The 23,663-nt window shown below is 58.8% G+C and carries 13 protein-coding genes; 3 read left to right on the top strand and 10 right to left on the bottom strand.

All coding sequences use genetic code 11. The annotated features are described in order from the left end of the window. Positions 1 to 5: 5 nt before the first annotated feature. Entirely contained in the window at positions 6 to 614 is a 609-nt protein-coding gene (locus SLH49_RS17905; RefSeq protein WP_320270526.1) for a CDP-alcohol phosphatidyltransferase family protein, read from the bottom strand. A 99-nt stretch (positions 615 to 713) separates the two neighbouring features. Continuing rightward, positions 714 to 2,714, bottom strand: a complete 2,001-nt coding sequence (locus tag SLH49_RS17900; RefSeq protein ID WP_320270525.1) for a hydantoinase/oxoprolinase family protein — start codon at positions 2,712 to 2,714, stop codon at positions 714 to 716. A 101-nt stretch (positions 2,715 to 2,815) separates the two neighbouring features. Between SLH49_RS17900 and SLH49_RS17895 the strand changes: the two genes are divergently transcribed. Continuing rightward, positions 2,816 to 3,496, top strand: a complete 681-nt coding sequence (locus SLH49_RS17895) for a class I SAM-dependent methyltransferase (RefSeq protein WP_320270524.1) — start codon at positions 2,816 to 2,818, stop codon at positions 3,494 to 3,496. Here the strand turns inward: SLH49_RS17895 and SLH49_RS17890 are convergent. The 3 genes from SLH49_RS17890 to SLH49_RS17880 all read right to left on the bottom strand — a co-directional run bounded on the left by SLH49_RS17890 (position 3,468) and on the right by SLH49_RS17880 (position 7,584). Beyond that, a complete protein-coding gene (locus tag SLH49_RS17890) occupies positions 3,468 to 3,872 on the bottom strand; it encodes a GtrA family protein (RefSeq protein WP_320270523.1) in 405 nt (134 codons plus the stop codon). The genes SLH49_RS17895 and SLH49_RS17890 overlap by 29 nt on opposite strands. Further along, on the bottom strand, positions 3,869 to 5,662 hold the full coding sequence (locus SLH49_RS17885) for a hypothetical protein (protein WP_320270522.1): 1,794 nt from the start codon (positions 5,660 to 5,662) through the stop codon (positions 3,869 to 3,871). The genes SLH49_RS17890 and SLH49_RS17885 overlap by 4 nt, the downstream gene beginning before the upstream one ends. 167 nt (positions 5,663 to 5,829) lie before the next feature. Next, positions 5,830 to 7,584 (bottom strand): hypothetical protein, encoded by a 1,755-nt coding sequence (locus tag SLH49_RS17880; protein WP_320270521.1) that lies wholly within the window; start codon positions 7,582 to 7,584, stop codon positions 5,830 to 5,832. A gap of 241 nt (positions 7,585 to 7,825) precedes the next feature. On the opposite strand from SLH49_RS17880, the gene SLH49_RS17875 reads away from it, so the two are divergent. Both SLH49_RS17875 and SLH49_RS22400 read left to right on the top strand, forming a co-directional pair. Continuing rightward, complete coding sequence (locus tag SLH49_RS17875) at positions 7,826 to 8,983, top strand: glycosyltransferase family 2 protein (protein WP_320270520.1); 1,158 nt, start codon at positions 7,826 to 7,828, stop codon at positions 8,981 to 8,983. A gap of 370 nt (positions 8,984 to 9,353) precedes the next feature. Beyond that, entirely contained in the window at positions 9,354 to 9,719 is a 366-nt protein-coding gene (locus SLH49_RS22400) for a Stf0 family sulfotransferase (protein ID WP_413785308.1), read from the top strand. Between the two features lie 287 nt (positions 9,720 to 10,006). On the opposite strand, the gene SLH49_RS17870 is transcribed toward SLH49_RS22400, so the two are convergent. From SLH49_RS17870 to SLH49_RS17850, 5 genes are read right to left on the bottom strand one after another with little or no spacing between them, the layout of a single operon-like run. After that, a complete protein-coding gene (locus SLH49_RS17870) occupies positions 10,007 to 10,942 on the bottom strand; it encodes a hypothetical protein (protein ID WP_320270519.1) in 936 nt (311 codons plus the stop codon). After that, complete coding sequence (locus SLH49_RS17865; protein ID WP_320270518.1) at positions 10,935 to 11,564, bottom strand: 4'-phosphopantetheinyl transferase family protein; 630 nt, start codon at positions 11,562 to 11,564, stop codon at positions 10,935 to 10,937. The genes SLH49_RS17870 and SLH49_RS17865 overlap by 8 nt, the downstream gene beginning before the upstream one ends. Then, entirely contained in the window at positions 11,564 to 16,147 is a 4,584-nt protein-coding gene (locus tag SLH49_RS17860) for a MupA/Atu3671 family FMN-dependent luciferase-like monooxygenase (protein ID WP_320270517.1), read from the bottom strand. The genes SLH49_RS17865 and SLH49_RS17860 overlap by 1 nt, the downstream gene beginning before the upstream one ends. Positions 16,148 to 16,150: 3 nt before the next feature. Next, complete coding sequence (locus SLH49_RS17855; protein WP_320270516.1) at positions 16,151 to 17,140, bottom strand: glycosyltransferase family 2 protein; 990 nt, start codon at positions 17,138 to 17,140, stop codon at positions 16,151 to 16,153. Next, positions 17,141 to 23,584: a type I polyketide synthase gene (locus tag SLH49_RS17850; protein WP_320270515.1), complete on the bottom strand. Its 6,444-nt coding sequence runs from the start codon at positions 23,582 to 23,584 to the stop codon at positions 17,141 to 17,143. Between the last annotated feature and the right edge of the window lie 79 nt (positions 23,585 to 23,663).

Here is a 23,663-nt window from a genome sequence, read left to right as displayed (position 1 = left end):
GTCCTTTACGTCGTGTAGATTTGCTTGGCGGCGTAGATCCGCAATGTGGCGGTGGCAAAGCATAAAGTGCCAAACACCCATGCCAGCGGCGAGAAATACTGCGGCACAAGGCACAGGATGACGAAGAAGATGATCGTCTCCGTCCCTTCCAGAATACCGTTGGAGTAGTAGAGCGACTTCTGCCCCTGCGCGTCGGTCTCGTGCCCATGCTTTTCGGCGAGGATCGCGTAGCCCAGAAAGCTCGTGCCGTTGAAGTAGAAGGACGCCAACAGAAACGCCCCAGCCGCGCCGTTGGCGGCAGGATCATACAAAACGAAGGCCATCGGGATCGCCCCGTAGAACAGAAAATCAACTGCGATATCGAGATAGCCACCAAAATCGGTTTTGCGTGTGGCGCGCGCGACGGCGCCATCCAGCCCATCGGCCAAACGGCTTGCTAGAAGTGGCAGCAACGCCCAACCCGGCGCGCCAAGGCCAATCAGAAGTGCCGCAAACAACCCAAGCGCGAGTCCAATCAAGGTGACACCATCTGCTGTAAACCCGCGCGCCGCGAGGCCCTGCCCGATCTGGTTCAAGGGCGCATCGATGATCTGGCGTGCGTGGCGGTCAAGCATAGAAGGTGCATTCCAAAGACTGGCATCTTGTCGCTGATGCGCCGCGTTGACGCAATCACGCTGACAAGAAAGTGACAAACCCATCCCGGATTGACACATTCAGGCGACCGCAATGCGAGGGCGGCCGCTGGCCACAACCTCAAGCGTTGCCTCGATAAACATGCGTTGGCCGTCTAAGGTGATCTCGTTGATGTCGCGGGTCACATCAATGCGTATCTCTTCAACACCGGCGCTACTTGCTGCGTTCTTCACCTGCAGGGTCAGCGCGTTTTGCAAGGCATCTATCGCTTTGTCGCGGTCATCATAAGTCTGCGGCGCATCCAGATGCACCACATAGCGCCCGGCGCCTGCCGCCGTAACAGTGCCCTTGGCGCGCATCTGTACCTGCCCCACGACAGCCCCAATCGCATTGGCCACTTCCGCGTGGTCGGGAATGATCATACGCGTTCCCAATCGTTGCCCAACCGCATTGTAGTAAGTGGTTGCGGATGCTCCGAGACCGACAACAGGCACACCGAGCGATAACTGCATTTGAACAAGGCCCGCATGGCGGTCCAGCCCGGCCTTTATGGCTGGATGCTGGACCAAGGGCGCGGGATCGGGCCAGCCCCGATCATCCTCGGCAAAGGCGGCAGCGAGAAGACAATCCACCGTTTGCGCCCTCAGTTGAGCGACAATTATGTCCGCCAGTTCCTGCGAACCCGCAGCCAAACGCTCGCCATTGCCAAGGCGTTTGCGCGCGAATAGCGCGAGCGCTTTTTCGGCAGCAACAGCATCCCAGGTATCGAGATGTCCCAACACATGCGCGGCATCGGAAGGCGTGACGCCCGCAAGCATGACAAAGCCGCGGGCGATCAGTCGCGCGAGCGCTGGCTGTTCCATCCGCGACTGAACCGCCTGGCCCAGCCGCCGCGGGCCGTCTGAAAGGCGGTTTACAATAGCGCTTTCGCGCGCATCCAGCGCCTCCGGAATATCGTGCCACATCGGCATAACGAATTGCCCGCCATCCGGAGCCGGGATATCCAACGCCAGCGCTCGGTCGAGCGCGCGGTGCACAAGATCTGGAAAAGCGCTTGCGGCCAATGCGATGGGCATGCATCGTCTTGGACCTAGCGTCAGCGCACTTGCGCCCCCTTCATTCAGGTGGACTTCGCTATCGCCGCCAAGTCCCGTCGTGCGCATTGCAACCGCCTCAACCATGGTGCGAAAAGGCCCGACACGGGCACCCTCGGGGTCAATCTTCGGGCGCCCATCGCGCAACAGACACACATCCGTTGTTGTTCCGCCAATGTCGCTGACCAGCGCCTCTTTTTCGCCGGTAAGCCATGCCGCCCCAGCGACCGATGCGGCCGGGCCGCTGAGGATCGTCTCTATCGGTTTCTCCCGCGCCAATGCGGCTGAGACCAGCGCGCCGTCACCACGGACAACCATCAGCCGTGCATCGATGCCGCTTGCGGACAAATACGCCTCCGTCGCCGTGATCAGATTGTCGATGAGGCCGATCAGACGCGCGTTCAAAACGGCCGTCAGCGCGCGTTTCGGCCCGCCCAAAGCGGTCGACAATTCATGCGAACAGGTCACGGGTTTGCCCGTTCTGGTTCGGATGGTATCCCGCGCGGCGATCTCATGTGCAGGATTGCGGGTTGCAAAGCGTGAGGCGACGGCAAAAGCCGTCACGCCCGGATCAAGATCGTCCAAAGCACTTTCCAAGGCGCCAAGATCCAGTGGTGCGCATGCAGCACCCGCATGATCATGACCACCAGCAAGGACAACTACCGGATCACCGCGTAGCGCCGCCGTCAGGCCAGCGCGGCCCAATTCTGCCGCATCAAACCCGATGAAGATCAGCGCGATCCGGCCACCCTGCCCCTCAACAAGCGCGTTCGTCGCCAGCGTTGTGGACAATGACACGAGAGCGATCTGATCTGCTGCAACATCGGCCCTGGTCATCGCGGCATCGATGGCTGAGCCGATCCCCGGCGCCAAATCGGGACGGGTGGTTAATGCCTTGGCCTTGGCAATCACCGTGTCGGTCAACTCGTTGAGAATAACTGCATCGGTATAGGTCCCACCCGTATCCACGCCCAAAAGAAATGTCATTTGTTAACCCGTCAAATCGCGATCACCGCAGCTAAGCGGGCAGCACCCGGGAAATGCAACGTCAATTCACCACTTTTCGGCCAAAAACGCGGCGCAATGCGATGTCACCCTTTACCTTGATTGTCACCTATCCCAATGTCTGGACGTCACGCGCTATGGAAAAGTCACTGATGCTGAAAAAGACCCTTGGCCAGGCTCATGAAAAGCTGGTCTTCAACCGACGCGTCCGCGTGCTTGTGGAACAGATCGGGGCGTTGCTGCCAGCGAATGCGCAGATGCTAGATGTAGGCACAGGCGACGGGCAGATTGCAAAGATGATCGGCGAGATGCAGGAAGGCACGGAGGTTCAGGGCATCGACATCATGCTGCGCGAGACGACGCATATTCCCGTAACACTTTTCGACGGCACCAAGATCCCGATGGAGGACAACAGCGTCGATGTGGTGACATTCGTCGACGTGCTGCATCATACAGATGATCCGCAGATTCTGATCAGCGAGGCGTCACGCGTGGCCCGCAAGGCGGTGATCATCAAGGACCATCTGAGCGAGAACAAGCTGGATCACCTAACCTTGCGTGTGATGGACTGGGTCGGAAACGCGCCACATGGTGTGGTCTTGCCGTACAATTATGCGCCGCGCAAAGACTGGGATACGTGGTTTGCCACCGCCGGTCTTGAGACGGATCACTTCGTGACTGACGTCCCGCTTTACCCTGCACCTGCAAAATGGCTGTTTGGCCGCAAGCTACACTTTATCGCGCGTCTGACGCCGACGGCCTGAAGATGATATAGCGGCAGATCAGAAAGCTGATCACTGCTGCACTTCCCGCAGTGACGAGAAAAATCGCGGTATCAATCCAGAAATCCTTGGTCACGAAACGGCTGGTAATCGTCGAGACGACCGCAAGGCTGGCCACTTGTGTGCCCGCATAAATCAGCATCGCAAACCGCCCCGTCTGATCCGCCCGGAAAGCCACGTTCTTTTGCGCCCAAAAGGCCAGTGGGATGCAGATCAGATAGACCAGAACGCTGGTCAACAATGGCGGTGCATCCGCAAGGCTGATCAAACCCGCCGTCACAAACGCATAACCCAGACTAAAACTCCCCCCTACGGCGAGAAAGCGTAGAAACGCTCCGACCGGGGAAGAATTTGTCATTCAGTCACCACTTCAAGCAGCACCTGATTATCATCATCCAGAGACACTGAGCGCAACCAATCAACCTCTTCTCCCGCAGCAAGAGCACTGACAAATTCTCCAGAATAGCTTGTGTTTGCACAAAGCAGAAAGTGCGTAGCGCCGCTTTCCGCCAGATGTTCGCGCAATTCCTCTTCTTCCATCCCGAATGGTGTCACTGCATTGAATAGGGCCTCCGCACTGGTGTGATAACCACCTGAAAGGACATCATGATGCGTCAACCAAAGGATATGTGGGGCGAGATTGAAGTGGGGAAGTATCACGGCCTTTGGCACCGCATTCAAGGCAAGCACTGAAGCATAGCTGCGGCAATCACCAATGCCAGGCGGGTCTTCTGGCTCCTCTGGCAGAAGCGGCGCGAGCGCGGGAGTCACGGTGCCAGGAGAGATCAGTAATGTTGCGAAAACAAGGCCCAACAAAGCCATCGTTGCATCACGTTGCTCAAAATAGGCGCGAAACATCCGTGCAAGAATGAAGCCAACAAAAAGCGGTATGATCGCAGCCGACATCGTAATCGCGCGCATCTGATAAAGCGACATCAGTACACCCACGATGCAAAGAAAGCCCAAACCAGCAAAGACTACGAATTGTTCGCCGGTGAATGACATCCGCTTTGTCGAAAGGTCTTCAATCACAAAATACGTAATCGTCCCCAGGGTCAGCAGCACCGGCAAGATCATAGGAGCTGCATCAAGAGGGTTTTGCTGTGTAAACAGCCAAAGTGGCAGTGCCTCGCCAACCCCCCTGCTAATAAAATCCTGAAGCTCCTGCGGCAGATCGCCATAAGGACCGGTCAAGCATGTGATCAGCATCGGCCATGCCAACACAATACCACCAGCGCTGATCAGGGCAGTGACAAAAAGATGTTGCAGGGGCCGCCTGCCACTAGGCCAAAGCAAAAGCGGCAAGGTACTGGCGATCGTGGCAGTCCAGATCACGGACAGAACCGTCGGGCTGAGCCTATCACACATTGGCATCATCCGCTCCGCCGGCGCTGTCTGACCCAGCCAAAACAGAACGCTGCCGACTGACAGCGCCCCGCAAAAGGTCATCAATGCCATACGGGACGCTGTCGATGCAGACAGAAAGCTGCGCGCGAAAAATACAACACCGACGGCAATGACAAATATCAACGCTTCAAGGCCGACAGCCAGCGAAAATGCTGCTGCAAGGCCGCCAACTAGGCCAGAAGCGACCGACCGATCCGGCCAAACCGCACTAAGCGCCATGACCATCATCATTAGCATCTGGATGTTGTGGTGATCCAGATTTCCAGGACCGGCGTGCCAACTGCCTGTCACCGGCCACAGCACAAGACTAAGCACCGCAAAACAAGCCGCATATGTGCCAAAAAGGCGCCTTGTACCCATCGCGACGACCGCCAATGCAATCAATTGAATCATCGCTGGCCAGATCATTGCACCCAAAAGCTCAGCTGTGGGCATTGAAACGATGTAGGACAATGGCAGAATTATTGCAGCAATGGCTGCATCAACATAGCGCGACCAGTGAAGTGGCATGCCCTCAGGCGGCAGAACACGATATTGCACAACGTCAAACCACCCTTGGCCCGCGATCAGATCACGAACCATCACTAGCCGCATGACATCGTCATTGCCTTGCTTTGCAAACTTTTCGGCAAGATCGAAACTGGCAAAAACGGCCTGTCCCACAATCAGAAAAACGGCGGCAATGATGGTCACTCGCAAAGGCGCTTCTCGGAACAGGGTTTGCAAAGCTCTGATAGACATTATTCAGTACATATCTCCTAAGCCCACATTCCCGATCAAAAGGTGCCCTGGGCAACGTGTCATTGGACATAGGCTATTGCCACCTTTCGTTGCTTTGACAAGCGAGCGCGATAGCGAAATGTGTATCGAGTCCCGAAACGTGCTATACCGAAACTGACAAATAAGTGTCATTCCGGAAGCACTTCAAACAGCATTGGATGCGGATCCGAGAGAGGGATACGACGCAGCCAACCCACATCCGTCACTCCTGCAGAAAGCGCTGTGACGAAAGCGCCGGGATAGGTCGTGTTCCGACAAATCAGAAAGTGTGTTGCATGTGTCGCCGCAAGATAGTCCTGCAAATGCTGTTCCTCCAAGCCAAATGGTATCACACCATTGGCCAAGGCCGTCGCACTTGTATGAAACCCACCCGATAGAGTGTCGTGATGCGTCAGCCATAGGATGCCCGGCGCAGAGTTGAAATCCGTCATCAAGAGTGCTGGAGGCACCTCATTCAATGCAATCAAGGCATCATAAGTCCGGCATTCCGCGCCACCGGATAACGGAGCCCGTGCTTGCGGTAGGAGAGGATGCAATACTATGGAAAGGGTTGATGGCACGATAAAGATCATGATCGATACCAGTCCGCCAAAGGCCGCCCCAATAGCCCTTGTTCTTAGGTAACAGCCCAAAAAAAGCGATAGGAAGTACCCGGCAATGATCGGTATGATCGCTGCTGACAGCGTTATCGCACGCATCTGCACAAGCATCATGCCAAAGCCGATCATGCTCAGAAAACCAAATCCAAGGAGAGCGGTACGCCGTTCTGATGTCATGCTTTCCACGTGCCAATTATTGAACAGATTGAGTCCAATAAGGATTGGCGCGACCGTCAGTGCAGGCAGGAACAGCATTGTCGCCGCAGGATAATGCAAGAAATACCTTATTCCCGGCAGCGCCTCGCCAACACCTTCGGAAATAAAGTCCTGCAAGTGCTGCGGCAGATTTCCATAGGGACCACCGAGGCACTGGGACAAAAGCGGCCACGCGACGATTGTGCCGGTTAAGGCAAGCAGAAATGTCGCGAGAAATCGCCAAGATGCGTTGGCTTTAGAGCGCAAGATGATAGCGGGCAAACTGCTTGCCAACGCGGCAATCCAGACAAGCGCAAGCACCGGTGTGCTCAATCGATCGCACATGGGACGCAGCCATTGATCTGGTGCTGTTTGCCCTGCCCAAAACGCAACACTGCCAATGGACAGGGCAGTACAAAACGCCAAAACCGCTGTTGTTGCCCCATCCGTTTGTGAAAACAGCATGCGTGATAGCATGATGGTGCCGACGCCCAGAGCGAACGGAAGGGTTTCTAGCCCAACAGCCAACGAGAAAGCGGCGGCCAGACCACCGAGTGTTCCTGCTGCGAAAGGGCGACCAGGCCACACTGCGCAAATCGCCATCAGTGTCATCATCAAAATCTGAACATTGTGATGATCGATGTTCCCTGCGGCCGAATTCCACCCACCGGTCACCGGCCATAATACAAGGCATATCACTGCAAAACAGGCTGCGACGGTCCCGAAAATCCGTTGCGTTCCAAAGGCAATAATTGTCAAGGAAATCAGTTGGATGAGTGCCGGCCAGATCGAAGCCCCAAGCAGTTCGGCAACAGGCATCGGAAAGATGTAGGACAAGGGGACGATGATCGCAGCGATGGCGGCATCAATGTAACGCGACCAGTGCAGAGGCATCCCATCGGGTGGCAAAATCCGGTATTGCACAACGTCATACCAACCTTGCCCCGCGATGAAGTCGCGTACCATTACAAGGCGTAGAATGTCGTCATTGTCCTGCCTTGCAAAGTTATCCCAGAGATTCAGGCTGAGAAAAACAGATTGCCCGATTACAAATACTGCCGCCAAAAAAACGGTGACATGCAAAAGCATTCTGGGGCTTGGCGACTGGTTCCATCCACGCGGCAATGGTAAGCAGGGTCCTTGTTTGTATCGCGACACGCAAGTAACACGGGCCTGTCTTACTCAATATGGCCGAGTTGAGGCATATGGCATGAGCCAGCAATTTGTTGCGCAATCACAACGAGATGACCGACCCAAACCTTATCCGAGCCCGAATTACGCCCCAATCCGTGTCTAACACGCGCTTTATGAATCAGATGACCCTGCAGATATGACCGAACTCACCATCCTTATGCCTTGCTTGAACGAAGCGGAGACGCTTGAGACATGTATCGTCAAGGCGAATGACTACCTTAAGCGCTCCGGTGTTGATGGCGAGGTGCTGATCGCCGATAACGGCTCGACCGATGGCAGCCAGGATATTGCTAAGGGGCTTGGCGCGCGTGTGATTGATGTGCCGGTCAAGGGATATGGCGCCGCCTTGGGGGCGGGAATCAGCGCCGCCAAGGGGCGTTTTGTCATCATGGGTGACAGCGACGATTCTTACGACTTTTCCAACCTCGACCCTTTCGTGAAAGAACTGCGCGACGGTGCCGATCTGGTCATGGGTAATCGTTTCAAGGGTGGGATTGAAAAGGATGCAATGCCGCCGCTGCATCGCTATCTGGGTAACCCCGTGCTTTCGGCAGTAGGTCGCATCTTTTACCACACACCAGTTGGCGATTTTCACTGCGGGCTGCGTGGATTTTCACGCCAGGCTATCCAAGGCTTGCATCTAAACACACCCGGCATGGAATTCGCCTCTGAAATGGTGATCCGGGCCACGCTCTTTGATCTTGATATCCGTGAGGTGCCCACCACGCTCAAACCCGATGGTCGCTCGCGCCCACCGCATCTGCGCAGTTGGCGCGACGGCTGGCTGCATCTGAAGCTCTTGCTGACATTCGCGCCCTATTGGCTTTTTTACTATCCTGGGTTGGTGATGTTCTGGGTAGGGCTGGTCGGCTTCCTCGCACTCATGCTAGGCCCCGTCGTGGTTGGCGGCATCACATTCGATGTGGCGACAATGATCCTTGCTGGGGCGTTGCTCCTCACCGGGTTCCAGATGGTCTGTTTCTACATTCTGTCCCGGATTTTCGCGGTGCGATTCAACTTGTTGCCAACATCTCGCCGGTTTGAGCGACTGCGGGCCAAAATCACGGTCGACAACGCCTGTATTCTCGGTGGCATCCTACTCTTGACCGCCATGATCGCGACCCTTTCGGGTGTCTTCAGCTGGGGTGCCACCGGCTTTGGCGATCTGGACGCGCGTGCAATTGTACGCCCCACCACGCTCGCCGTTGTCTGCGCATCACTTGGCGTGCAGAGTATCACAACCGGTTTCCTCGCTTCGATGCTGCAACAGGAAATCCGGCCTGATCCGAAATAGGCGAGAGCTCATCTGATCTCGTGCTGAAAGTGTCATAAACCTCAGCTACTTGGCTTACACTGACAAGTGAGATAAGCGATGTTGCGCGGCGTCCCAAAAACCCATCTAATCTGCGCGACACCGCATAGCGGAATCACTATGCTGTGCAAATCACTGGATGCGACAAAAGTTGCTAGTTAACCAAGCTCGCATTTCCATGAACCATCGATCGACACTTAGCTCAAGTACTACGGGTTCGATTGTAGGAATTGTTCGGCAAGAGCGACGACACCAGCGCCATCTTTGACGCAGCAATGAAGCGCGGCAAAGCACGTACCGATATGTTCGGCCTGCCCGTCCAGCAGCGGAGCTTCCCGTTCTTGGGTAACAGTTGGCGTTACTTTTCCCTGGTCGAGAAATCGGTTTAGGGCGGCTTGAGGCGGATTTTGTACCTGCGCTCTTTACTTATCTGCATCCTCAAGGTCGGCTTGATCAGGCGATATCGCGCCTGCGCGCCGAACGGACAGGTCTGTGGCACAAAAGGGCCGATGGCACGGATCTTGAAAGGCAAGCAGCAGGGTGCGAAAATCGATGTGATCCGAATGCGGTCGAACTTGCAACGGTTGCGAAATCCGAACATCTTTGGCGGGCCATGGAAACCTCGCATCAGACAAGAATTCCGCCAAGCTCAATTGCGCGACATGGCGCAAATGCGCAGATGAAGTGGCACGAGATGAACGCGAGCGGCGAGCTGTAGCCCTGTCCTGGCCCCCAACGCTCTCATTGATCAAAGACTAAAGATCCCGCAGTTCCGCTAAGAGCATGCCGACCCATAGCTTCTTTTAACTCATCATAGTTGTTTTTCGCCAAGTTGCTCGGTTCAGATGAAGTTGCGGACGCCGCCTGCAACGACGCTGAGCTTTGTTGCTTAAATACGTAACGGCTACGCCCGGAATACGCCTAAGTGACCTTCACCACTGCGTGGCGCCTTCAAAGGTTTGGGTTCGAGATCAACCCGATGTTGCTGATCGCGATCCGTCTCCGTTAACCACCTGGAGCGGCAACACCAGTCATGGGCGAGGATGTGACCACCTCCCAAACGACATGTTGCATTGCTTCGGCCACCTCCGCGCCGACATCATCCGCGGATGAACCATTGGCACGCCGCATTTGGTGAGGCAACCCGACAGGCGAGCGTTGATATAGCACAGCGTAGTGGGTCAGGGCCATCAGATAAGCGCCGTAGTCGTTGTAGTGGATTTTGTCGATGAACAGATCATTATGCGTGCTCAGCGGGCCGATGGGGCCGTGCTGTTCCAGATGACGTGAAAATGCGGCCATGACCTGTCCGCCCGGGATCACGTAGATAGGTTGTGGATTTTCAATCCGCGCCAGCGCAGGGCGCATGATCCCATCTTCCCAATAAAGTGCTCTGTCCCGGTCAATCCGGTTCAGCCAGCCCTCCTCATCGTCGAGCTGGTGCCATGTTTCGTAGAGATAGACCGACAGGTTGTTGGCGGCTGCCTTGCCCGCCCAATTACCCAGATGAATCGGACTGTCGAAATAGCGGATCGCATCCTTGATCTCGACCATTTCAGTGAGGATCAGCGCGTCATACTCACCAGACTCCACTGCCTCATGTGCATCGCGATAGGCAGGGTGGCTGTTCTCCGTCTCGAACCCGTTAATCGGCTCATCAGGGTCCCAATGCGACTTCAGCGTCGCACCCCAGCCAAGTTGGCTGGCATAGCCGTGCCCCTCACCCGCTAACTGCGCGAGCATCGCTGGCATGTTGCGGCCCACAAGGCTGTGGCCGATGTGGAAAACCTGCCGTTGGCCTTCCGGTGCCGGCGCGGGCGAGGTGTAAAGGGCGTTGAAGCTTTCGGTATCCAGCGGGGCCGGGTCGCGCAGGTAAAGACCAAGGGCGCCGAGGATCACGAGGACGGGGGTAAGAACGAAAAGAACAATACGTTTAAACATAAGCGACAGATAAGATCATGCCCTCTCGGATCAAGATTGATCCGGTGCATTTGGGCAGGTTTGCGGGCAGTTCGGCGTTGAAATTTGCGCCATCGAAGCGAAGGGTCACGGCCTTGAAACCGATGACTTCCCGGGTGAGCGGGAATTGCGCCTTGTAGACGGCTTCTTTGGCGCTGAAAATCTGTTTTGCAGCCAAGTTCGGGTCAGGCTGGGCAGGCAGCCAGTTTTGCTCCTCTGCGGTGCAGATCATGGGGATCAAGTCAGGATCAAGCGGCGTGGCTGGTTCAATATCAATGCCAATCGTGCGGTGCTGACTGGTATGCGCAACCGTCGCGACGCAGCAGGTGGCGCAATGTGAGATGGAGCCGATCAGCCCCTCTGGCCATACCGGTTCGCGCTGATTGCCTTGGGGAATGGCTGCTGGCGTTACACCCAGCGCGCTCATCGCCTCACGCGCGGCGCGGCGTCCGGCGGCAAAGTCGCGTTGGCGTTTCTCGACGGCGCGGGCGACCGCTGGCGTCTCTTCGGGCCAAAGCCCGTCTGCTGGGTCACGCGGATCGGTGACGCCGACACCAAAATCGGGGCCCAGCATATCCTGCAGAGCCGCCCTAATCTCTTCCATCACCTGTTCCGACGACGTGCCGCGCGCATTTCGCGCCGCCGTGCCATGGCGTCTTCCAGCGATCCGCCTGCCATCGCGGGTTCGGGTGTTTTGGGTGGCGTTGGTGCAGCGGGCGCGGGTTTTTCGGCTGAGGGGGCCGTCGCGGGCGCGCCCACTTTGGACGCCACGATCTTGGATAACGCGCCAAGCGTGGGTGCGCGGAAGATGTCGGTGATCGACAGTTTTTGCACGCCCATAGTCGACCGGATTTCCCGATGCGCCTGCACGGCGAGCAATGAATGCCCACCAAGATCAAAGAAGCTGTCCTTGGGCGTGATTTGCGTGACGCCAAGGATGGAAGACCAGATTTCTGCGATCTTGTCGGTGATCTCGCTTTCGGATGACAGTTTGACCGGCGCGCTCGGCGCGCTTGGTTTCGGCCTGTCGGTCGCCGCGGCAGGTTTCTCCGCCTGACCCAGAACAGGCGCGGGCAGCGCTTTGCGGTCCACCTTCTTGTTCGGTGTCAGCGGGAAGGCCTCCAGCGTCACGAAGTGGCGGGGTACCATGTAGTCAGGCAGGACCTTGAGGAGGTCACCACGCAACGCGCTCTCATCCACTTTGCCGTCCGCCAGCAGATAAGCGACAAGCTGAACAACACCCGGCGTATCCTCGCGCGCAGCGACAACCGATTGCTGCACGCCATCCTGCTGGTCGATAACACTTTCGATCTCGCCCAGTTCAACACGGTAACCGCGCAGTTTGACCTGAAAATCGGCGCGCCCAAGGAAATCGAGCCGTCCATCGGGTCGCCAACGAGCCAAATCGCCGGTGTTGTACATCTTGCCCCGGCCCGGCCCGTCGTTGTCAAAAAACGGGTTAGGAATAAACCGTTCGTCCGTCAGTTCCGGGCGTTGGAAATAGCCGCGCGTAACTCCAGCGCCCGCGATGTAGAGCGTGCCTGCCACGCCGATGGGGCAAGGCTGCATGTCGTCATCCAGCACATAGACCTGGGTATTCGCGATAGGTGTGCCGATGGGCACGGCGCCATGGCCGGGTTCGGCGGTTTGGGTTGTGGACCAGATCGTTGTTTCCGTTGGGCCATACATGTTTTCCACATGCCCGCCAGTCAGCGTGCGGAGTTCCTCGGCGAGCGCGGCGGGTAGCGCCTCACCCCCGACCATCATGTGGTCAAGCTGGGCCAACGCCGCGCGCGCCTCATCATTCATGGTCAGCATCTGCGCCATGGCGGGCGTGCATTGCATATGCGTGACCTTGTGCCGGGTGATTTGCGCGGCGATGGAATAATCGTCGCTCGCCACGCCCTGATTGCTAGCGGCCACGACTTCGGCCAGCGGCTTCAGACCTTCCAGCACTTGCTCAACATCGATGCCATAGTCGATCAAGCAAGCCACCTCGGTCACGCCGATGGCTTTGACCTGCTTGACGCGCTCGATGGCATCATCAACGGTGCCAAAGAGGCCGCTATCGTTGAAATACCGCTCAAACGCGAATTCCAGGATGCCGTCCATCTCGTCTTCATCAAGCGAGCCAAGGTCGATCTGCATCGGGTTTTCGACGCCCTTGGGTTTTTTGAAAGCCGGGAAAGCCCAGGCATATTGCTTGATCAGGCCAGCGGCGGCGCGCAGGTAATCCTTCATCGGCTCACGCGCGATCTCGCGGGCCTGGTCGCGGGTTTCGGCCAGAAAGCTGTGCAGCATCAGCGTGACGTGGAAGTCATCGGGGTTGTGCCCCGCCGCACGGAGCGCGTCGTGATAGATGCCGATCTTTTCAGCGACCTCCTCGATGCTTTGGCCGAGCAGGTGGGTCAGGACGTTGCATCCATTGGTGCCTGCCTCTCTCCACGTTTCGGGATTGCCAGCGGTCGTGACCCAGACGTTCAGCTTTTTCGAAACAGGGCGTGGCTGCGTAACCACCTCGTGCATTTCGCCGTTCTGTCGGGGGAAGCCCACGGCCTCACCGGCCCACAGCTTGCGCAGATCGCGGATCGCATCGAACATCGCGGGCTTGTTTTTGGGCGGCGTGTTTTCGGGCCGCAGGACAAAGTCATCGGGCTGCCAGCCGGATGCGATGGCAAGGCCGGTGCGCCCGTTGGTCAGGTTGTCGATGACCGCCCATTCCTCGGCAATCCGCGCGGTGTGGTGCAGCGGGGCGACGCAAGAGCCTGCGCGCACGGCGAGGTTCTGGGTGACGGCGGCGACGGCAGCGCCCGTCACGGATGGGTTTGGGTAAGGGCCGCCGAAGGCGTGGAAATGCCGTTCGGGGGTCCAGACCGCGCAGAAGCCGTTTTTGTCGGCGAATTGCGCGCCTTCCAGCAGGGTGCGGTATTTGTCGCGACCCACGCCATCGTCGTTGCCCCAATAGAACAGGCTGAAGTCCATGCCGACGCCGGGTGCGCTGCTATCGCCAGCCACCAAAGCGCGGTTTTCGTCGCCCGAGATGACGACCTTGAAGCCGCGTGCGAGGGTCCAGAAGAGTTCCAGCACCGAGATGTCGAAGGACAGCGACGTGACCGCCATCCAGACACCGGGCGGGTTGTAGGCGATGCGGTCATCCATGCCAGTGAAGAAGTTGGCGACGTTGCGGTGCTCGACCATCACGCCTTTGGGCTTTCCGGTCGAGCCTGAGGTGTAGATCATATAGGCCAGATGCGCGCCGGTGACTTCGCTTGTGGGGTTGTCGGTGTTGCCAGCGGCGGGGAGCTTATCGACCATGACGGTCTCTGCGCTCGTCTCTGGCAGATCATCGGCGAGCAGGCTGTCAGTCACGATCACTTTCGTGCCGCTATCTTCGATATAGAGCGCCGTGCGGTCGGGGGGATAGGCTGGGTCCATCGGCAAGTACGCACCGCCCGCTTTCATGATGGCCAACGCGCTGATCAGCAAGGCCGAGGACCGCCGCAGATGCAGCCCGACGATGACATCCGGGCCAACGCCCTTATCCTGCAGGATAAGCGCCAGCGCATTGGCGCGGGCGTTGAGTTCGGCATAGGTCAGCCTTTCGCCCTCAAAGGCCAGAGCTTCAGCATCGGGGGTCCGGGCGACTTGTGCCTCAAAGGCCTGATGGATACAGAGATCAGCGGGAAAATCAGTCTCTGTCGCGTTCCAATCGTGGAGGACCTGCTGGCGCTCGGTTTCGGGCAGGACGTTTGGCGTTTCGCCCTTGGCGATTTGCGCTGCCATATGATCCAGCCGCGCGGACATCAGGTTGGCTACATTTTCGCTGATCTTGCCAGTGTCCGCCGTCAGGGTTGTGCCAGCAACGGTCAGCGCCGTGCCTGCGATATGTCCGGTATCCGCAAGGCCCAGAGCGGGCATCGCAACACCACCGGGGATGCGCGCGAGGAGATCGGCGGCAAATGGGCCGCGCGCTGTCGCTGTCGACAAGTCATCACCTGACGCAACTGGAACCCAATCGTTCAGGTAGCCGGGATGGTCATGTGCCACACCTAAGGCGAGCGTGACCGGATCATCTGAGAGCGCGTCGCCCAACTGGCCTAAAGCCATCGCGAGGTGGTCTGCGTCGCCGCTCAGCGGCAGGCTGATCACCTCACCCTGCGCGCCGCCCATATCAATCAAGGGGATCGTGGCCGGGGTAATGGCGGATAGCGTTTTGCGCCACTTGCCTTCCTGCTTCAGCGTGGGTTTGAGGGTGGCCGTCAGCGCCTCGGTCTCCGCTGGAGACAGCGCAGGCAGGTTGTCACCGGCCTTCGCGACGTCCGTTGCTGACACGGGCTGACCCGTGGCGGCGCGCAGCCCGCTCAGCGTTACTGGTGCGGTCGCGGTAGCAATGGTGATACGGTCATCTGTCACCGCGATCACGGTGCCTGCGGCGGCGTCCGAAGTGGATTTCTCGGCCACAGCCTTGCTGACAAGGAACACGCCTTTGCCGGTCGCGATCTTCGGGCACAAGAGCGGGTTCCAGTAGTCGCCATGATCCAGCGCGCGCACCAAGGTCGTTATCTTGCGCGCGGTCTGGGTGAAATCAATACGCCCAGCGCCTGCGGGCCGGTCGTTCTTGGCAAAATAGCTGCGTTGCGACAGGTCCTGTTCCGTCACGACAGGCGTATCGCTTGCCAGTTTCTCCAGAACCGTCGGGAAACTGTCGATGGCAGCGGCATAGCATTTGGTGTTGAGCGTTAGGACCGTTTCATCGGGGGCCACGTCAAAGAAGCTCTGCGCGAGCAGCCCGCCTTCATCCACGCCGCCTGCAATTATATGCCAGCTGATCCCGTACTCCGCCTCGCCAGCGAGAAGCGCCCAGACGGGCGCGTTGAGCCCTGCGTAGCGGGGCAGCGGGCCGTCGTGGAAATTCACGGCACCGCGTTTTGGCAGGGCCAGAACGGTGTCAGGGATCATGTCGAGATTGGCGATGGAGAGGAGCCAGTCGAAATGCATGTCCCCCAATTCCGCCACCAGATCGGCATCCGACGATACAACCGTCAGCTCATGCCCCTTGGCCCAGCTGGCAATATCCGGGTTACGCGTGACCACAGCAGCAATGCTGTGACCCGCATCGCGCAACATCTCGCTGCATTGAATGGCGAGGGATTCGTTTCCGATAATGACGGCGCTGAAAGAAGACATAAATTACTCTCCGATTTGCGGCGCTGGCTGGCTGGGCCTTTGCCGCTGAAACTGAAAAAGTGCGGCCGCATCGTGCCGCAATAATGTGCGCAGGAAATATGGTGCGCGTGCATTGTCCTTGCCGGTCAGCTTGCCGCGCAAAAGATGCAGGCTGCCACCGATCAAATGCAGGATTGTGGCGCATGCGGCATAGGCGCGCCCGTGGTTTTTGGTGAAGTAATGCCAGCGCGAATTGAACCAGTAATCTGGCACGCGCTTCCATTCCTTCATACCGGTTGAGACGGAGCCGAGATGCGTGACCACGCTTTCGGCCACAAACATCACGCGGTGCCCGGCCTTTTGCGCACGACGGCAGAGATCCGTTTCCTCAAAATAGAGAAAGAAGGTTTCGTCAAAAAGACCGATCTCATCCAGCACATCCTGCCGCATCATCACACTGGCCCCGGCCAGCCAATCGACCGGGGTGCTCTCGGTCAGTTCAACCGGAACGCGGTAGGATTTCAGCAGTTTGGAGATTGGTCCGAAATGGATCGACCCTTCAAATTCGCTCCAGATCGATGGAAAGCGAAAGGTTGTGGTGTGCTGGATTTCATCCTCGCCTTCTATGAAGCTGCCGGCGAAACCGGTGCCGGGCGTCGTGTTCAGATGGTCATAGAGCACCCGGATCGCGTCCGGTTTCGGGAAGGCGTCGGAATTCAGGATATAGACATAATCCGGCCTGCTCCCGTCCGACAGGCCAGCCCGGATACCGACATTGTTCCCTGCGCCATAACCTCCATTACGCCCTGACTGGATGACGCGCGCTCGGTTCCAGCCATGGTCGCGTATATGGGCGTTCATCATCTCAAACGAGCCGTCCTGACTGTCGTTATCAACGATGACGATCTCACCCGGCAGAACCTCCATCGCGACCCGCGCGGCCTCAGCGGCCTTCAATGTCATCTGCGCCGTTTTGTAATTCAGCACGATGGTCAGGATTGTCGGGTCGGTCATCTATTCGGCGGCCTGCTTGTAGGCTGGTGTCATGGGTTGGTCGCCCGACCGTTCCAGGTAGCGGCGGATGCGGGCGGCGAGGACGCGGACATTGGGTTCCAGCACCATGCTGTCGTGATCGCCGGGGACCTCGAAGACCTCGATATTTGGCACGAATTTCGTCCAGTCGTTATCGGGGTAAAGGTAGACACGTTCATGGCTGATCAGCCGGTCACCAACAGTCCATTTTGCAACCAGCGGCGGACGGAAGAGCGCAAGCGTCCCGTCCCAAGGCTTGACCTGATACGCGCCAACACTTTCAAGGAACGCGTCCTGAATGGCGAGGTTGTGGAATTGTTGACCCTGATCGGCGGTCTCTTCGCGCCCGCGCCGCTTTTCGATCTCCCATGCGATGCGGGATTGCGCCCATTCGACCGCGTATTTCGGGCCCTTCGCCGCGATGTCCTGCAGCTTGATCCGGAATTTGTCGCCGCGTTCGATATCCGGGCGGACGGGAAGCGGCGTGTCGAGCATGACGAGCGCGGCCACCTCTTCACCTTCGGCGCGTAGTTGATGGGCAATCTCGTAAGCGGTGATGCCGCCACCCGAGAAACCACCCAAATGATAGGGCCCATGTGGCTGCACTTGCCGCATCTCGGCGATGTAGTCCTTTGCCGCCGCCTCAATCCTGCGGTGCGGTTCTTCATCGCCCAGAAGGCCGCGCGCCTGCAGGCCGTAAAAGGGCCGGTCACTGCCGATGAGATGCGCAAGATGGCGCAGGTTCAAGACGTTGCCGAACATACCGGCGACGAGGAAGAAGGGCGGTTTGCGCCCGCCATCGCCCTGATGCATCGGCACCAGATGAGTGAAACGGCGGGTGGGTACCTTTGGGGTGGCGCTCATCGCCGATGGCCCTTCGCTGTCTGCAGCACCACCGCGTTCAGCGATGAGCGCAGCAATTTTGCGGATCGTCGGAGCCTCGAATAACACCGAGATCGGGAAATCGACCTGGAAGGCTTTGCGGATCTGCGCGAAGAGCCGCACGGCGATCAGGGAGTGGCCGCCGAGATCGAAAAAGCTGTCCTCTGCTCCAATCTGATCGACGCCCAGAAGGTCTTGCCAGAACCCGGCCAGACGTTCCTCAATCGGCCCATCGGGTTCGACAAAGTCGCTGTCGAGTTGGGGGCGCGAGAATTTCTGGCCGTCCTCGGCATCATCGTCATCCTGTTGTCCCGCCTGTGCAATCAGGCCGTCGAGATCAAGCGATGACAGGATGATCTGCTGATGCGGGCTGATGAGCGCGCGCAGGAACAGGTCCGCCCCTTCCTCGGCGCGGATACCTTGGGACAGGTTGTGGCGCAGACGCTCTTCGGCGGGAGAGAGCGGGCGCGCGGTTTCGTCTTCGTCCCGCGTCGCTGTCGCTTCTTGGGCCGCGAAATCGACCACGTCGGTCATCTGCCGGATGGAGAACCCTTTGATGTCGACGCAAACCGTTCCATCGGGGGCGGCCAGCGTGATGTCAAAGCTCGCGATTTCCGCGTCTGCGTTGTTGTCACCCGCATTGCGGACCCAGCTGACCACCTGCGCAGGTAGCGGCGCATAGACCTTCACCGACCGATACGACACGGGCACCCAAAGGTTCTGCGCTTGATAGCCCGCGATCAGCTTCATCGCCCAGCCTGTGGCGAGGTCCATCATGCCGGGATGCAGGATATAGCCCGCGTCTGGGTCGTGAGCTGCAATTTCGGGCAATTTCAGAGTCGCCAGCCCCGCGCCCTGCCCAAAGGCTGTGGATTGCAACACACGCCAGCGGGGACCGAATTTCAGATGCGCCTCTTGCGGGGAGGCGATCCAGCCCAATTCGCCCGCTTCAATCGGCGCACTGCAGCGTTTGGCAATGGCATGGATATCCAGCGGCTCTGGCGCCGCAAGCGGCAGGATTTGCAGGCTGGCTTGCGCGTTTTGGGTAAAGACCCCGTCTGTCCCGCTCTCTACCGTGAACTCGTAACCCGCATCGCTTCGCGGTAGCGTCACGCGGACATCGACCTGAGCGTCGTCAGGCACCGCGAGGGGGCGGAGGAAGTAGAGATCGCGGATCTCGAACGCGGCGGTTTCGCCCATGTCGTTCAGCGCTTCAGCCGCCATTTCCAGATAGCCGGTGCCGGGGACAAGGGCGTCGCCCGCTTTGGTGCGGTGTTCGTCGAGGAACCAGCGATCGGTCACGCCATATGTCGCTGTAAAGGTACGGTGCCCCGCCCGGTCAAACGTCGCGCGGTCTAGCATTGGCGCGCTGGTGTCGGTGAACGGGGCCAGTTCAGCCTCGCCCATCCGCATCTGCATGGCGTCGGCGGCCATGCCCACATCAGCCCAGATGCCCCAGTTGATCGCGCGCACGGTGGTTTTGTCTCCGCTGCGCGACTTGGCGTAGGCGTTGAGATATTCGTTGGCGGCCACGTAATCGACCTGCCCGATGGGGGCTGTCGCGGTGGAACTGGAGGAGAACAGGACGAGCCAGTCGAGATCGCCATCGGGGAAGACCTCTTCCAGCACTTGTGTGCCGTGGATTTTGGGGGCGAAGACGTCTTCGATACTGGTCACATCCTTGGCCATGATCGGCGCGTCGTCGATATGACCTGCTGCGTGGATCACGCCGTTGACGGGGCCGAATGTGGCCTCAACCTGAGCGCGGGCATCGCGGATGTCTTCGACATTGCTCACGTCAGCGGCGATGGGCAGGACTTGACCGCCCAACGCTTCGAGCGATTGGATGGCCTTGATCCGGCGGGCGAGCGGAGCATTGGGAGCAGTGTTCTTCAGCGTTGTGTCCCATGCCTCGCGCGGCGGCAGTGGGCTGCGCGCGATAAGGGCGATCCGGGCGTTGCATTGTTTGATCAGCGCCTCAGCGAGGGTCAGGCCGATGCCGCCGAAGCCGCCGGTGATCATATATACGCCATCTTGTTTCAACACGGGCAGTTGGCCGTCATCGGGCAAATCAGTCAGCGCGGCTGGCTTGTAGGTCAGCTCAAAGCGTTTGCCGCCCCGGATCAGTGCTGTGCCATTGCCGGGATCGGCCAATGCCTCTTCGAGGATGTTGTCCACCAACTTGCCGAGATCGCCTTGGGCAAACCTTTTCTTGCGACCAATGCGCTCTGGCAAGGACAGATCAAGCGTGCTGACCGAAAGATTTGGATACTCGCGCGGGATGACACGGGCCGGACCAGCGAGCGTTGCCTTTTCAGGATGGGCTAGCGCCTCATCCTTATGCTGCATCGCACCTGTGGAGAGTGCGCAGATATGGATGTCGTCGCCCAAATCCTCGCCGCCAATAGCCTGAGCAAGGAAGAACATGCTGTAGAACCCCTGCTCCTGCACCCGGTGGAAAAAGCTGGAACCGGGGCGGAAGCTCTCATCCCCCGTGATCATCCAGCCATGCAGGATGCGGGTGGGGATCAGGTCGCGTGTGTTAAGGTCCGAGATCAGCAGATCATAGCTTTCACGGCCGCGTTCAGGGGCGATGAAATAGCCGCCTTCACCGTCGCGTGCGAAGGTATCGCCGGGGCGGACGGTGACCACATCATGCCCCGCATCGCGCAGGCGCTGGGCGGCCTTTGCCGTCAGGCCCACATCGTCAACGAAAATCAGCCAGATCTGCTTTTCCGCCTCGGACAGATCGCCGGTTACATCAACATCGCAAGCCGCATAGCGGGGCAGCCAGGCAGGGCGGTAACCCCACCCATCGGGCGCGTCGCTGCGCGTCAGCCAGTCGTTGGTCTCATCCGCCGTCACCGTGCCCGGCTCGATGAAATAGGCTGCATGCTGGAACGCATAAGTCGGCAACGGCACCTTCACGCGCCGTGCATCGCCCCAGATCTGGCCCCAGTCGAAGGTGCCACCTGTTGCCCAGATCCGGCCCAGCATCGCCATAAAAAACGCGTCATCGGCGATATCATCTTTGGGGTGGCGCAGGCTGCTGACGACCTGATTGGCGGTGACGGTGCCATGCTGGCCTGCGAGCGACGACATCGCGCGGCCCGGCCCGACCTCGATGAACACACGCTCCGGCTTTTCGGCAAGCGTCGTCAGGCAATCGGCGAAATGTACCGTGCCGCGAAGGTGGTCGACCCAGTAGTCGGGGTCCTGTGCCTGATCATCGGTGATCAGTTTGCCGGTGCGGTTTGACGTGAAGGGGATCTGTGGCGCATGCAGCTCAATCGACCGCAGGTAATCGCCAAACTCCTGTAGGATCGGCTCAAGCATCCGCGAATGCGCGGCGATGTCGATCTGGATGCGCTGGCAGTCGATCTCTTTTGCCTTGAGCTGCGTTTCCAGCATGTCGAGCGCGGCTTGCGGGCCGGTCGCGACGCTCAAGGACGGTGCATTGACTGCGCCAAGGTCGAGATCTTCGCCCAAAAGCGGTTTCAACTGATCGGCGGGCAGGGCGACCGACAGCATGCCGCCTGCGGGCACCGTGTCGAAGAGCTTACCGCGCAGGTGGACAAGGCCGATGCAATCCTCAAACGACATCACGCCGGCGACGCAAGCAGCCGTGTTCTCGCCCATGGAATGCCCGGTCAGTGCGCTGGGCTGCACACCCCAGCTCATCCACAACTGCGCCAGCGCATATTCCACGATCATGATCAGCGGCAGTTGCACGGATGGCTGGGTCAGCTTGGCATCCGCCTCGGCCTCTTCCCCAGGTTCGGGCAGCCAGAGCGTGCGGATGTCGTAATCGAGCTTGGGTTGCAGGATTTCGAGGCCCTTGTCCATCCATTCGGCAAAGACAGGCTCGGTCTCGTAAAGGTCCCGCGCCATGCCGGCGTATTGCGCGCCGCCGCCGGGGAACATGAAGACGTAATCGGGGTCCTCGCCCACCACATTATGGGTGAAGGCGCGGCGCGGGTCGTTCTTTTCCAGCTGCGCGGCAGCGTCTTCATGGGTCTCGGCGACGATCACCCTGCGACGTTCAAAACCGCGCCGCCCCTTGTGGAGCGTCCAGGCGACATCGGCGAGGTTCTGGTCTGGGTTCTCGCGCAGATGCTGGGCGAGGGCCGCGCAGTTCGCATCCAATGCGGCCTTGTTGCGGCCTGACACGGTGAGAATCTGGAACGGCCAGTCAGAGTCTTCTGACGCGGGCAGTTCCGGCGCCTCTTGGAGCACGACATGGGCATTGGTGCCACCCACGCCCAGCGAGTTCACACCCGCGCGCCGCGGTCCCTTGTGGCTGACCCAGTCGGTCAGCGTGTCGTTCACGCGGAAAGGCGAGGTTTCAAAATCGATGGCCGGGTTAGGTTTTTCATAGCCCAATGAGGCGGGGATTTGTTTGTGATGCAGGGCGAGCGATGTCTTGATCAGGCTGGCAACCCCGGCGGCTGTGTCCAAATGGCCGATATTGGTTTTGACCGAGCCAATGCGGCAGAACCCAACCTCGTCCGTCGTTTCGTTGAAGGCTTGCGTGATGGCCGCGACCTCAATCGGGTCGCCCAGATAAGTGCCGGTGCCGTGGCATTCGATGTAATCAATCGTGTCTGCAGGTGTTTCGGCGATCATATGCGCTTCGGCAATCGCCTCGGCCTGACCATCGACAGATGGGGCAAGGTAACCGGCTTTGGCCGCGCCATCGTTGTTGATCGCAGAGCCTTTGATGACGGCCCAGATGTGGTCGCCATCTGCAATCGCATCTTTCAGGCGGCGCAAAACGACAACCCCGGCGCCAGACCCGAACACGGTGCCTTGGGCGCGGTGATCAAAGGCGTGGCAATGGCCGTCGGGGGACAGAACCTCGCCTTCCTTATAGATGTAACCGCGGTCCTGCGGTAATTCGATGGTCACGCCACCGGCCAAGGCAGTGTCGCATTCGCCCGACAATAGTGCCTGCGTCGCGTAGTGTGTGGCAACCAGCGAGGTCGAGCAGGCGGTCTGCACGTTCACGCTGGGCCCTTTCAGGTCGAGGATGTGGCTCAGCCGCGTTGACAGGAAATCCTTGTCGTTCCCGGTATGGCGCAACAGGAACATGCCGACGTTGTCGACTAGTTTCGGGTTCGAGCAGATGTTGAAATAGAAATAGCTGCCCATACCGCAGCCCGCGAAAACGCCAATCGGGCCATCCGCGTTCTCTGGCATATGGCCCGCGTTTTCGAGCGCTTCCCACGACACTTCCAAGAACCTGCGATGCTGAGGGTCCATGATCGCGGCTTCTTTGGCAGAGAGACCAAAGAACTCAGTGTCGAAGTTCTGATAGCCAGCAAGTGGTGCGGCGGCAGGCACGTAATCGGGGCGGTTCAGACGATGCGCCGCCTCACCGGCCGCCAAAAGCTCGTCGGCGCTGTAGTGGCGGATCGACTCGATCCCGTTCTTGAGGTTGTCCCAATAGGCCTGAACCGTGTCAGAGCCGGGCAAATGGGCGGCCATTCCGACGATGGCAATGTCAGTCTCAGCCGCGTCAAAACTGGATACATCGATACTCATGACACCAACCAGGTCACGTAGGGTAATGTTTTCGATAAAGGGGTTAACACTGGCAAACCTATGGCAATTTATGATCAGT

The sequence above is a fragment of the Cognatiyoonia sp. IB215446 genome, assembly GCF_033963825.1.
Classification (GTDB): domain Bacteria; phylum Pseudomonadota; class Alphaproteobacteria; order Rhodobacterales; family Rhodobacteraceae; genus Yoonia.
This window is presented reverse-complemented; position numbering and strand designations above follow the sequence as displayed.

Excerpts from the sequence above, each read along its gene's own strand:
- SLH49_RS17870 (WP_320270519.1), bottom strand. The coding sequence starts at position 10,942 with ATGTTTAAACGTATTGTTCTTTTCGTTCTTACCCCCGTCCTCGTGATC.
- SLH49_RS17900 (WP_320270525.1), bottom strand. The coding sequence starts at position 2,714 with ATGACATTTCTTTTGGGCGTGGATACGGGTGGGACCTATACCGATGCA.
- SLH49_RS17855 (WP_320270516.1), bottom strand. The coding sequence starts at position 17,140 with ATGACCGACCCGACAATCCTGACCATCGTGCTGAATTACAAAACGGCG.
- SLH49_RS17850 (WP_320270515.1), bottom strand. The coding sequence starts at position 23,584 with ATGAGTATCGATGTATCCAGTTTTGACGCGGCTGAGACTGACATTGCC.
- SLH49_RS17860 (WP_320270517.1), bottom strand. The coding sequence starts at position 16,147 with ATGTCTTCTTTCAGCGCCGTCATTATCGGAAACGAATCCCTCGCCATT.
- SLH49_RS17880 (WP_320270521.1), bottom strand. The coding sequence starts at position 7,584 with ATGCTTTTGCATGTCACCGTTTTTTTGGCGGCAGTATTTGTAATCGGG.
- SLH49_RS17885 (WP_320270522.1), bottom strand. The coding sequence starts at position 5,662 with ATGTCTATCAGAGCTTTGCAAACCCTGTTCCGAGAAGCGCCTTTGCGA.
- SLH49_RS17890 (WP_320270523.1), bottom strand. The coding sequence starts at position 3,872 with ATGACAAATTCTTCCCCGGTCGGAGCGTTTCTACGCTTTCTCGCCGTA.
- SLH49_RS17875 (WP_320270520.1), top strand. The coding sequence starts at position 7,826 with ATGACCGAACTCACCATCCTTATGCCTTGCTTGAACGAAGCGGAGACG.
- SLH49_RS17895 (WP_320270524.1), top strand. The coding sequence starts at position 2,816 with ATGTCACCCTTTACCTTGATTGTCACCTATCCCAATGTCTGGACGTCA.
- SLH49_RS17905 (WP_320270526.1), bottom strand. The coding sequence starts at position 614 with ATGCTTGACCGCCACGCACGCCAGATCATCGATGCGCCCTTGAACCAG.
- SLH49_RS17865 (WP_320270518.1), bottom strand. The coding sequence starts at position 11,564 with ATGGAAGAGATTAGGGCGGCTCTGCAGGATATGCTGGGCCCCGATTTT.